Genomic DNA, 13052 nt, shown 5'->3' with positions numbered 1-13052 from the left:
GCTTCAATAGCCACTCTCGCCTTAAATGATGAATCAAATTTTCTACGCATCTTTTTCATTATTTTATCCTTGTTTAAGTTACTAAGTTTTAACTAAACAAGTGGTCTGAATTTGTAGAGGTATTATATTGTTCCATCAACGGCAAATGTGATTCCAGCTCCGAGATTTGCTCTTCCAACCGGTAAGGGGTTGCGTCCTTATAACCTAGATATGCAAGCAATTCAGTCCGGTGTGCCTTCCAGTTCGCTTCCGGGATCAAATAAGTATCCGGACTTGAATATTTTCTAGAATGGCTAACATAAACGTCACCCGAACGCAACCGGTCACGGAGCCGGGCAAGTACACTCAATTCGTAAGCAGGGCGATCTATTTCGCCTTTTACGGGTTCAACGAACGACTTCCAGGATGGTAACATAAATTTCATAGGCAATTGCTCAGGGTTCTTTCGCTTTCGTCCTGATTGCCAATTGCTCACTAATTGAAGTGCCTGCTCAAAATCATCTCCTGCAAAGGCATGCTCGAAAGTGAGTACTGAAGTACTCCCTACTTTTCAGACCATCAGTTGATCATTGATAATTAAATTCAAGCTGCATTCAGGTAAAGATTTACTGGTTTTTTACGTCCGATACCTTGATGTTTTGTGGAGTTATAACGTTTGACAAAACGATCGATTCCCTGGTATAAGTCAAGACCATTATTCTCCGGATTCAGATAGATGTATTTCTGCTTGATCGTCCGGAACCAGCGTTCGATAAATGCATTATCGGTTGCTCTACCTTTACCATCCATACTGATCCTGATTTTAAGGTCATTCAGCGTGCTTACCCAATGCTCACAAGTATATTGAGAACCTTGATCCGTATTGATCATTTCCGGCTTTCCATACTTGGATATCGTTGCATGTAAAAGCTCAGTTTGTGTTTCCTTTTCAAGGCTGTTGGACAACTGCCATCCAACGATATAGCGGCTATACAAATCTATGATGGCTGTCAGATACATAAAACCTTGTTTCATTGGTATATAACTAATATCCATTGCCCAAACCTGATTGGGGCGGTTGATATCTAGTCCTCGCAACAGATACCGGTGAATGTATTTTGTCTTTCCTAATCGGCTAAGGTTACGCTTTGGATAAATTGGCTCAATAGCCATCTTCCTCATCAGCCGACGAATGCGTTTGACATTGTAGTCCAACCCTTTTTCAGCCAGTTCATCTTGCATCCCCAAAACACCTAAGGTTGGATCAGAAAGAAATAATTTATCCATGGTCTCCATTAGCACCAGATTTTCTTCTTTTTCACCAGCAGGTTTGTAATACAGCTGGCTGCGGTTAATACTGAGAATCTCTGACTGCCGACGAATGCTCAATGGATGGCTAATGTCGATCAGTGCTATTCGCTCTTTCATAGACCGGCTTTTTTCAAGCTTTTTTTTAGAAAGTCATTCTCCACTTGGAGCTGACCAATCTGCTTAAAAAGATTGTCAACATCCACGGATTCTTCGTCCTTGGCTGTTTCATCTGCAAAAGCCTTCTCAGCCCGTTCTAGGAATTCTCGTTTCCACGCTGATACCTGAGTCGAGTGAATTTCGAATCGAGTAGCTAATTCAGTCAGTGATTGACGCTCTTTTAAGGCTTCAACGGCTACTATCGCCTTGAACTTTGCTGTAAACTTTCTCCGGCTCTGTTTCATTTTGTTCATCGGTTTTATGTCAAGTTAATAAACTTAACCGATGGTCTCAATTTTGGGGAGTATTACAATCAAGCAGATGATTATCTTTGGGTTTACATGGTCTGACTTTCAGGATGGGCCTAACCATATCTAATCCTACTTCAAATTTGATTATTCTTGCAATCCCGGATCTTTGGCAGGCCAAAAAGGATCATCACGCATTTATTGATATGCTGCACCTGAAAGTAAGCAGGCAAACGGCTGAATTTAAAAATGAGAATCAAACTACTGAGACAGGATTGACGCAATATTCCTTGGGACTTGGTCCATGGCTGTATGCGCATGCGTTGGTGGTTTATAGCGAGGTTCCGGCTATTGAGCAGATTGAAAAGCAAAATGCCTCCATACACAAACTTGCCGCTCAGGTGAACCGTTTACTGACCAACGGACAAAATAGCCAGGCTGACCAGATCTTTATACAAATACTTGACTTGAACCAGATCCTGCTGGATCAACTTGCGGATTTCGAATGCCAGAATTCAGCCGTCCTTCAGCCCGCTTCCGATGCGTTGCAAAGCCAACTTCAAACATACCGGCAGGGGTTACTCGAAGCCATGATTGAGGATGCACCCGTGGCCATGATGGTGATGACTGGCAGCGATCATGTGATTTCACTGGCTAACCAGCGCATGTTGCAAATGCTGGGAAAAGGAGATACTATCCTTAACAAACCCGCCAGGATGGCCGTACCGGAAATTGCCCGGCAGCCTTACATGCAGATCCTGGATCATGTGTTGCAAAGCAAAAAGCCTTATTCTGCTCATACAATGCCCGGTTACCTAGTGCATAATGAGGTGATCCGTACGCATTATTATGATTTTACATACAGTCCGTTGCTGGATGCTAATGAAAATGCCTATGGTGTGATGGCCATAGCCGTGGACATCACCGAAAATGTCACAGCGAAACAGGCCATGCAGCAAACCAGCGCAGCGCTGAAAGAATCCGAATTTGACAGCCAGATCAAGACAGCTGTGCTGGAATATTGCGAGTTGATCATTGGCATCAGCAATCTGGAAAACATGACGGTTCCGCTATACAATAATAAATATACGCTTGAAAAATTGGGATGGAAGGACAACGTGGGCCGGACGCTGATCGATGCGGTTTATCCCGATGACCGCCCGCTTGTGCAGCAGCTGCTGCCTGAAATTCTGGCTAAGAAAGCAGGGAGCTATGAAATCAGGCTGTGGAACGAAGTAACTAAAAAGCCTTTCTGGATCCAGTGGAACGTAATCGTTATTGATGATCCGGCAACGGGCCTTCCGGCCATTCTGGCAACAGTCAGTCCGGATATCTCCCAGCGAAAAGAACAGGAGATTGTGTCACAGCAGCAGCAACAAACCTTGCTGAACGCAATTGAGGTAGCCAGGCTTGGCACCTGGAGCATGGACATTGCCAGTCAGAAAACCATATTTTCCCGGCGGCACCTGGATATGTTTGGCGTAGAAGCTGACAGCATGAGCCTGCATGATGCGATCATGCATGTGGTCGAGGATCAGCGAGCCGATTTGGCCAAAGCGTTTTTTACCGCGTTTGATCCTGTCAGTGACGGAAAGTTTGAAGCCGAATATGCCATCATTCATGCGCAAACCGGCAAGCAGCACATCATTCATTCAAAAGGGCAGACCCGGTACGATGCATCCGGCAAGCCCGTGCAGATTTCCGGCATTGCCCAGGACATCACCGAGCTGAGAAGCCAGCAGTACTCGCTCAAAGCGCTCGTTGAGCTACGTACCAGCGAACTGGAGGCCAGCAACAAAAGTCTGGCAGCAGGAAATGCAAAACTGCAGCATGCGAACTCCTTGCTAAGCCGCTCCAATGAGGAGCTGAACCGGTTTGCATATGTGGCTTCCCACGATTTGCAGGAGCCGCTCCGCAAAATCCAGCAATTTGCAAGCCGGCTGAAAACAGAACAGGAAATGGCTTCGGCCAAAGCGCGGGATTATGTCAGCCGCATGAGTACAGCAGCTGAGCGCATGTCTGCTCTGATTAAAGACCTGCTGACTTTCTCACGCATTGCCACGCATGAATCACCAAGCCAGCAGGTGTCTTTGAATTGGATTGTACAGCAGGTTATCCAGGATATGGAGACCCAAATCAGTGAATCACATGCTGCCATTTCAGTTGATGACTTGCCGGTTGTAGAAGGAAACATGATGCATTTAGGACAACTTTTCCAGAACCTGATCAGCAATGCAGTCAAGTTCCGGAAAATGGATCAAAACGGCATCCTGATGGCTCCGGTGATCCTTGTTACTTCCACTACGGTCAGCTATGAGGATTTACCGGAAACGGTCCGCCCGGCACGGCCTGCGACTTTTTACCACCGGATCGATGTCACAGACAACGGGATCGGGTTTGATGAAATTTACCTGAGCCGGATTTTTCAGGTATTTCAACGTTTGCATGGCAGAAGTGAGTATCTGGGAACAGGCATTGGTTTGGCCATCTGTGAGCGCGTTGCATACCAATTAGGCGGGGCAATCACAGCCAAAAGCAGCCCGGGAAAAGGCGCAACGTTTCAGGTCTATATGCCGGGCGCTGCTTATTAGTCATCATTTCTTGATGGTATTTGTAACCTGCTGGCAAGGATTTTTAAGCAGGTTTTATAAACTTGATATGAATGACGGACCTATCCTATACGTAGGAGGAGATGAAGACGACCGCTACCTGGTCACAGATGCACTTGAAGCAATTGGACGCAGCAATAAAGTGATCAATTTTGACAATGGAATGGTGCTGGTTGATTATTTGAAAAGTAACCAGGAGAGGCCATTTATCATCCTGTGTGACTTATACCTGCCTCAGATGACTGGTCTGGAGCTCAAAGAGCATATTAACTCTGATGACCAGTTAAAAAGACGTACAATTCCTTTTATTTTCTTATCTGAATCGGTGAACCCAAAAGATGTGGACGATGCATACATGTCGTTGGTACAAGGCTTCTATGTTAAAGTCCCAACATTTGAAGGCTTGAAGAAACAACTCCCGATCATATGCGAGTACTGGGAAACAGCTACGTTGCCCGGGGAAAAGTTATAGCATATGATGGACCTATAGCTACCAGCATAAATTCTTATCATGGCAAGCATGCTCAAAACAAAAAGACCATGCTTGCCAAATAACTGTTAATCACCAAGAACATAGCTGATAAAGTGGAGGCAAATTCTGTTTGGCATTTTAACAGTTGTTACAATGCAGGAGCTACACGTATGTAGTTGATAAACCATTTAAAATTAACCAAATGACACTTGGTTGTATAAGAAGCATTGCAGAAGTGGCTACGTACAACAATTTGATTTGTTCTAGTTATTTTATCCTAAAATACTAGAGCAGGGTAGTTAAATGGTTGCAATTGCATACGTATTCACGATTTACTATCCTAACCAAACAGCTATATACAATAGCTTAAAAATCCGTAATTGGATCAAACGTGTGTTGGCAATCTGGTATTTTGTATAAGTACTATTGCTATGGACTTTTTGAATGAATGCCATACCATAAACCCAGATAGCGCCACTGTACTTTCATCTTGCATTGGTGCTATGAGGTGAAGCTATCCTTTCTAAGATAGCTCTAAAAGCATCTACCTTCCTTATCCACTTTTCAGTTGGTATACAATAGAAGCCTACAACACATCAAACTAGATGCCTTTTGAAAATAAACTATGTTGCGTATAGAAGTAGTGTTGTAGAATATATTTTATATTGGAGCTTGATATTGTGATAGGCGGATTAAAGCCTGTCTTTAAATTTAAAGCTACCCACTAATTAATGGAACATCATTCGACTCCTGATCAAGAGATGGAACGGTTAAATGCCCTTAGAAAATATGATATACTGGACACACATGCCCAGCAGAAGTTTGACGGGCTTTGTGAGCTGGCGTCCCTGATTTGTGAAGTGCCTGTGATGCTGATATCCTTCATAGATGAAAAAAGACAATGGTATAAATCCAAACGGGGAATGGATGCCTGTGAAACAGCCCTTGATCTAACTTTCTGCCGGTATACCATTCAGCAGAAAACCATTCTGGAAGTGGAGGATACTACTCTGGACAGCAGGTTTAAGGATCACGTCTTTGTCACAGATCAGCCTTATATCCGGTTTTACGTCGGTGTACCGCTGATTGATCCGGATGGGCATGTGCTGGGAACCATCTGTGCGACAGACACCAGAGTCAGAAAGCTGAACGATAATCAAAAAAGGGCTTTGGAGCTGTTAGCGGATCAGGTCATGGTATTGCTCATCGAACAAACCAGGATCAGGCAGCTCAGGCAATTTGAAAGCATGGCCCAGTTGTCTGCGGACATCATTGTGGTTGCATCCCTGGAAGGGTATTTCAAAGAGGTTAACCCTTCTTTCACCCAACTGTTGGGATGGCCGCGGGAATCAATTCTGACAACTTCCATACTATCGCTGGTGCATCCGGATGATCTTCAAACGGCACGCGAAATACTGGTGCGTTTGTCAGCGGGGGAATCACGAAGTAATGCAGAGATCAGGTTTGAAAATCAAGCTGGCGAATATCTCCGGGTCCAATGGAGCATAAACTCAGATCCGGAAACGGGTACGCTTCTGGCTATCGGCCGCGATATTACCGCAGATAAGGAAAGAGAAAAAAAGTTAAGGAACAGCGAGGATAATTTCAGGTCATTCTTCGAGAATGCACAAGGCCTGATGTGTACGCATGATCTGGACGGCCGCTTCCTGGAAGTCAACTCGGAAGGTGCCCGGCTGTTGGGATATAGCAAAGAAGAAATGCGGCAGATGAGCTTATTTGACCTGGTACCTGCCAGACACCGGCAGCAGCTCAGGGCTTACCTGCATCAGATACAGCTGACCACAAAAGCCAGCGGATTGATGACGATCCTGCATAAAGACGGCTCTTACAAGATCTGGAAATATAACAACATACACCTTCATAGTCCGGATGGTACAGGCTATATTCTAAGCAATTCCATTGATGTAACCCAAAGCCAGCGTCAGGCCAAGGAGCTATTATCTACACAGCATATGCTGCTTCAGACTAATGAAGTGGCACGCATCGGAGGCTGGGAAGTAGATCTTGCAAGCCAGAAAGTATACTGGACTGAAATCACCCGCAAAATTCATGAAATTGATGCGGACTATGAGCCGGATGTAGCGACAGGAATCAGTTTCTTTAAAGAAGGGGAGAACAGGGAAAAGATCCGGCAGGCCGTTCAGGACGCAATAACCCAGGGCAAGAGTTATGATGTGGAATTGCAGTTGATCACAGCTAAGGGCAAAGAAATCTGGGTACGGGCGATTGGAAATGCCGAGATGAAAGAAGGCAAATGCACCCGGCTTTATGGCACTTTTCAGGACATTGATGAAAAGAAAAAAACCGAGTTGCAGATAATTCAGTCCAGAAGCCTGCTGAGCAACGTGCTCCGTGCAGCCTCCGAGGTCAGTATCATTGCATCCGATACCGAAGGCATCATCAATGTATTCAATCAGGGTGCCGAAAAGCTCCTTGGTTACAAGCCGGAAGAGGTAATCGGGAAAGCTGTAGTTGACCTCGTACATGTGAAGCACGAACTCCGTGAGCGTAGCAGCCAGCTAAGCAGCGAGTACGGGATGCCCCTGGAAGGCTTTCAGGTTCTTATCCATAAAGCACAGCGGGAAGGGTCCGAGACCAGGGAATGGACTTATAGAACAAAAGAGGGTTTGCTTAGACCAGTCTTGCTCGCCGTTACCCCGATTCTCGGTCATCAACAGCAGATCATGGGGTACCTGGGCGTTGCGATTGATTTAACGGCCAGAAAAGAAGCAGAAAAGGAGCTCGCCACAGAAAGGTCCCGGCTTTGGGCCTTCGTTGAGCATACGCCCGCTGCGGTGGCCATGTGCGACACCGGATTCAAATACATTGCCACCAGTCGTAAATGGCAGCAGGAGTACAGCCTGGCAAGCGGCCACACTGGCGGCCTTGACCATGACCAGATCTTTGGTGCCGGAACGGGCAAATGGAAGGACATCTATCAGAAATGTCTTTTGGACGGGATTGTTTCCGATGGGGAAGAGGTATACAGGCCCGATGGCTGGGCGCATGACAAGCATGTGAGCTGGAAGGTGAGGCCCTGGTACGATAAATCAGCTATTGGAGGGATAATGGTGTTTGTGCAGGATGTAACGCTGATGGCCATTCAGAAGCAGGAATTAAACCAGGCGCGGTTGCATGCCGAGCAGGCCAGCATGGCCAAGTCGGAGTTTCTGGCCAACATGAGCCACGAAATCCGGACGCCCCTGAACGGTGTGATCGGGTTTACCGATCTGGTGTTGAAGACAGAACTGAATGAGACCCAGAAAAATTATCTGGACATTGTCAATAAGTCTGCCCATGCCTTGCTGGGCATTATCAATGACATCCTGGATTTTTCCAAAATTGAAGCGGGCAAACTGGAACTGCAGAAGGAAAAGTGTGACATCTATGAAATTGCTGCCCAGGCTGCGGCCATTATATCCTTTCCCGTGCAAAGCAAAGGTCTGGAAATGCTTTTGAATATGGATGCTGGCCTGCCGCGGTTTATATGGACCGATGAAGTCCGTCTGAAACAGGTGCTGATCAACCTGTTGAGCAATGCATCCAAATTCACGGATCAGGGTGAAATCGAGCTCCGGATCAATATGCTGGCTTATGATCCGGCAGAAACCGGACAGCTGACCTGCCGTTTTACCGTCCGGGATACGGGGATCGGGATCCGGGCAGAAAAGCAGGACAAGATCTTTGAAGCTTTTTTACAGGAGGACGGCTCTACGACCAAAAAATATGGTGGTACCGGCCTGGGGCTGACCATATCCAACAAGCTGCTGGCCATGATGGGCAGCCGGCTGCAACTCAGCAGTGTTCCCGGGAAGGGGAGTACTTTCTATTTTGACCTGACCATGAAGGCTGAGCCAGGTGCGCCTATCATCTGGGAAAATGCAGACCATATCAAAAATGTGCTTATTGTCGATGATAATGCGACCAACCGCATGATCCTGCAACAGATGCTGGCATACCTGAAAATAAACACGTTCCTGGCCAGGGATGGCTATGAAGCATTGGACGCACTTTCCAAAGGAGCGGTTTACGATGCGGTGCTGATGGATTATCACATGCCGGATATGGACGGGCTGGAAACCATCCGGAAGATTCGGGAGGGATTCTCACCGGCTGAGCTTCCGGTTGTTTTGCTGAACAGCTCAGCCGATGATGCGATGGTTATAAAAGGGTGTGAAGAACTACGGGTCAATTACCGACTATTAAAGCCTGTCAACTTAGGGGATATCTCGCTGGCGCTTTCGCGACTTTCCCAGAAGGAAAGTCCAAAGCTTCCGGCCAAAGAACCTGTTCGGGAGATTATTGATATTCCGCTTACGGTATTGATAGCCGAAGACAATCCCGTTAACATGTTTTTGGCTAAAACAGTCATCGGGCAAATTGCGGTAAATGCAAGGATTATCGAGGCGGTAAATGGCGTTGAAGCGCTGGCATTGTGCCGTCAGCACTTGCCGGACCTGATTTTTATGGATGTGCAGATGCCGCAGATGAATGGCTATGAAGCGACCATGCAGATTCGTCAGATTCCATCGTCAGGGCATATTCCGATCATTGCACTGACGGCCGGGAACCTGAAAGGGGAGAAGGAGAAATGCATCCAGGCCGGAATGGATGATTTTGTCACCAAGCCTTTTGCCCAGCAAACCCTCAGGGACATCTTTGAGAAGTACATCTCTAAATCCCGGTCAAAAGAAAACCTCAGCATCTTAACCGAGGAACTTGGTATTAACCAGCAAATAGCTCAGCCTGATCCGGATCCTGTATCCAGCCATCTGGATATTCAGCAACTAGGCGAAATGTACATGCAAGACCATGAATTTATTGCTGAATTTTTGTCATTGACCCGGCAGGCATTGCTCAATGGCATGTCAGATTTGAAAGCGCATCACAATCGCCATGACCTGGACGCGATCAGGGCAGTGGGGCACAAGCTGAAAGGGGCCGCAGCATCTGCTTTTATACCGGTAATCACAGGTATGGCTGCCCGGCTTGAACACCTGGACCACTATGACCCACAAACAGTCCAGAAGCTGCTGGACGAACTTGAAAGGGAAACCGAACTCGTATTGTCCCTTGTTGACACCGTAGTAAAACGGACAACAAGCCATTGACCAGCAGCTTAAATCCAGATTGTTTTAGTAAATAAAATTGCAATGATTAACATAGAAGCGGAACGTGTTGAGGCAGTAAAGTTATTTTTACAGCTTGGTTTTGATAAGAACAGAGAACTTCAGGACATTGTAAACCTTGCATCCCAATTATGTGAAAAGCCGGTGGCATTGATAACCTTACTGGATCAGGAAGTGAACTGGCTTAAAGTCAGGAAAGGGGTTGACCAGGAAGCTATGCCCAGAGAAACTTCATTTTGTCAGTACAGTATCCAGCAGGAAGGATTGCTTATTGTTCCGGATGCCAGCAATGACAAGCGATTTGAGGACAATCCTTTGGTGCATCATTCGCCTAAGGTCCGGTTTTATGCCGGTGCTCCTTTAACCTTGAAAAATGGTTTAAAGATGGGAACCCTTTGCCTTTTTGATCTTAAACCCAACCACCTGACCAGCATGCAGCAGGAAACGCTGATGATTTTGTCCAGACAGGTTACCTATATCATGGAGCTGGAACTCGGTCAGCTGCTGTTAAAGCAGCACATTGAAGAAATTGAAAGGCAGAACGAATCTTTCAGCAAAATTGCCCAGATACAATCGCATCAGATCAGACAGCCCCTGACTTCGATTATGGCCATTATCAATCTGATCAAACTGGATGATTATGTTGCAGATAAAGAAACCCTGTTGATGATGGAAAATGCTGCCTACATTCTGGATAGCCGGATTCGCGAAATCGTTAATGAGACCGGAATGCAGGAGTCTCAGGCTAATAGACCCTAGAAAAGCAGGAAACTTAGATCTGCTTTATGCAAAAATAATGAAAAATCTTTCGAAATAGCCTTGTATATGGAAATCAACTAATACTAGGAGAACTTTATTAAAGAAGAAATATCTGTAATGATCATATTCCTGCCAGTTTTACAGGGTTCCGGTACTATTATGCAAGAACTAAGTTAATAACCTTTGCTATGAGTGACGACAAGAATCATATGGGTACGCAGGAAGCAGAATTTTAACCTATGCTTATGTGATTATCAATTTTTTGAAAATATGGATACCATCTTCAAGCGATCCGGAAATCAGACCTATTTAATTTAGTGTTATAAATAGACTTAGAGAATAATAAAATCTATTTAACATAACGATACAGGGAGAACTATGAATCTCTACTATCCTCTCTAATACTTCTGTTGATGCGCTCGGATTTTTGGCTTCAACTGTTTTAAAACTGGCTGTTTATACTGATTTCAACCTGTTTGTTCAATGAATGGCTAATACAGCACTTTGAGCAATATTGTATGTCATTGTCATCACAAGAAGACTTACCCGCATGATGCAATGTATTTATTTTAACAAGGAGATAAGCGGCGCCGTAATGCTGAAAGTAGAAGGAAACAGGTTTGATCTCAATTGGATTTGTTTTGGATGGCAGGATCGGTGACCACTTTACGATGTTGTGAAAAAAGAAGATGAGAAAGTACTTCACAGTGACAGAAAGCTTTTCAGGTAAGTGTAATCTGAAATAAGGATTTGTATAAAGTAGCTTATATGCATTCAGGCCGCTTTGTATCTTTTATTCACAATTGCATAACATTTGGGTAAAGTACAGCTACAAGCGTTCCGATAGCTTTGTAAAAAAATCTACTCACAATGAATATGCATTTTACCCGTATACAGAAAGCGGGCAGCGCAGCCTTAATTTTAAGCGCGCTGACCTTAGGCTGCAGTCTTGAGGACCACAATAATGCGCCCGTGGATTCGGCTAAATTGGTAAACCGATCGGTAAACCCAGCACTGATTAAATCAATGCCCGGATTTGAAGATTTGAAAATTACCACTTTGATCAGTTCGGATGACAAGCTTGCGGATTCGCCGGACTTTATCTACGGCGCACAGCCTGATGGCGGAGCATTTATGCGGAATCCTGACGGAGAAGGGTTTGTGATGATCAATAATCATGAAATTCTTTTTTCTGTTTCCCGGGTTTACCTCGACAAAGAATTGAAACCTGTAAAAGGCGAGTACATTGTGGATGCGGAAGGCGGGCAATGGCGGCTGTGTTCTGCTACTTTGGCAACACCACAAGAGCATGGTTTCGGGCCGGTATTTCTTACAGCCGGTGAAAGTAATTCCGAATCAATGACGCATGCCATTGATCCGTTTGGAGCAGCAGACAAAAAGAACAAGACGCGTACAGTCAGTGCATTTGGAAAATGGAACGCAGAAAATGCCGTTCCGCTACCTGAAGATGCATTTGCAGGAAAAACAGTGATTGTGATCGGAGAAGATGATACCAATGGTCAGCTGGTGCTGTATGTATCGGATGTGGTCGGTGATCTGAACAATGGTAAATTGTATGCCTTGCGCAGGACCAATCAGGAAAGTGTGGAAACCGATATGCAAAAAGGACAGGTTTATGACGTTGAATTTATTCCTTTTGACAATGTAAAAACAAGCACCGGAACCGAGCTGCAGGCTCAAACGGTAGATAAAAAAATGGTTCAGTTTGCCCGGGTAGAAGATATTGATTATCTGAAAGGCGGGAACGGACTGGGCCGGAACATCTATTTTACAGCAACCGGCGTAAGTCAGGCCGATAAAGTTACACCGGTGGAAGGCAAGAACATGTGGGGAAGGGTTTATCATCTTGAATTTGACGCATCAAATCCCTTGAAAGGCAAGCTTAAAATCATCATGGACGGTCAGGATAAGCCCGGAAGCTTTATTGTTAATCCGGATAATATCTGTGTGACAAAGAATTTTGTCTACGTTCAGGAGGACGGGGATTCGTTTTACAAAAACAACGATCATGACGGGACCATATGGCAGTATAACCTTGCAACCAAGCAAAGTAAAGCCATGCTGCAGATGAACCACCGCCGTGAGGATGCAGCCTTTAATGCAAAATACAATTCAGTGGGCAATAATTCGCTGAGTACCTGGGAGTATGGTGCAATGATCGATATTTCTGACGTAGTAGGAATCCCGGAAACCTTCATGGTGAACCTGCATCCGCATACCTGGCAGGATGAAAAATACAAGGGTGCAGACGGAAGCGGTATTTCGACCAACAAGGAAGGGGGGCAAACCGTGATTGTTCAGGGTATCAAACAATAATTTTTCCAGAAAACCACCAAAAGGTAAGGCT

At 45.3% G+C, this 13052-nt stretch carries 8 protein-coding genes; 5 read left to right on the top strand and 3 right to left on the bottom strand.

Translation table 11 applies throughout. From position 1 onward, the window contains the following. Positions 1 to 88: 88 nt before the first annotated feature. The 3 genes from FEM55_RS24810 to FEM55_RS00485 form a co-directional block, all read right to left on the bottom strand. Positions 89 to 415, bottom strand: coding sequence for a hypothetical protein (locus FEM55_RS24810; protein WP_171036425.1), 327 nt, complete (start codon positions 413 to 415; stop codon positions 89 to 91). A 167-nt stretch (positions 416 to 582) separates the two neighbouring features. After that, on the bottom strand, positions 583 to 1407 hold the full coding sequence (locus FEM55_RS00490; protein WP_138279371.1) for an IS3 family transposase: 825 nt from the start codon (positions 1405 to 1407) through the stop codon (positions 583 to 585). Next, on the bottom strand, positions 1404 to 1700 hold the full coding sequence (locus FEM55_RS00485) for a transposase (protein ID WP_138279370.1): 297 nt from the start codon (positions 1698 to 1700) through the stop codon (positions 1404 to 1406). Before FEM55_RS00485 ends, FEM55_RS00490 begins: the two co-directional genes overlap by 4 nt. 137 nt (positions 1701 to 1837) lie before the next feature. On the opposite strand from FEM55_RS00485, the gene FEM55_RS00480 reads away from it, so the two are divergent. The 5 genes from FEM55_RS00480 to FEM55_RS00460 all read left to right on the top strand — a co-directional run bounded on the left by FEM55_RS00480 (position 1838) and on the right by FEM55_RS00460 (position 13021). Next, on the top strand, positions 1838 to 4285 hold the full coding sequence (locus FEM55_RS00480) for a PAS domain-containing sensor histidine kinase (RefSeq protein ID WP_161597187.1): 2448 nt from the start codon (positions 1838 to 1840) through the stop codon (positions 4283 to 4285). A 67-nt stretch (positions 4286 to 4352) separates the two neighbouring features. Then, positions 4353 to 4775: a response regulator gene (locus FEM55_RS00475; RefSeq protein ID WP_171036424.1), complete on the top strand. Its 423-nt coding sequence runs from the start codon at positions 4353 to 4355 to the stop codon at positions 4773 to 4775. Positions 4776 to 5506: 731 nt separating this feature from the next. Continuing rightward, positions 5507 to 9907, top strand: a complete 4401-nt coding sequence (locus tag FEM55_RS00470; RefSeq protein ID WP_138279367.1) for a PAS domain S-box protein — start codon at positions 5507 to 5509, stop codon at positions 9905 to 9907. A gap of 42 nt (positions 9908 to 9949) precedes the next feature. Then, positions 9950 to 10684 (top strand): GAF domain-containing protein, encoded by a 735-nt coding sequence (locus FEM55_RS00465; protein WP_138279366.1) that lies wholly within the window; start codon positions 9950 to 9952, stop codon positions 10682 to 10684. 1026 nt (positions 10685 to 11710) lie between these two features. Next, positions 11711 to 13021 (top strand): hypothetical protein, encoded by a 1311-nt coding sequence (locus tag FEM55_RS00460; RefSeq protein WP_201747803.1) that lies wholly within the window; start codon positions 11711 to 11713, stop codon positions 13019 to 13021. Positions 13022 to 13052 lie beyond the last annotated feature (31 nt).

The organism is Dyadobacter sediminis, assembly GCF_005860765.1.
GTDB classification, from domain to species: Bacteria; Bacteroidota; Bacteroidia; order Cytophagales; family Spirosomataceae; genus Dyadobacter; species Dyadobacter sediminis.
The sequence above is the reverse complement of the archived record's forward strand: the minus strand, read 5'-3'. Positions and strand labels throughout refer to the sequence as shown.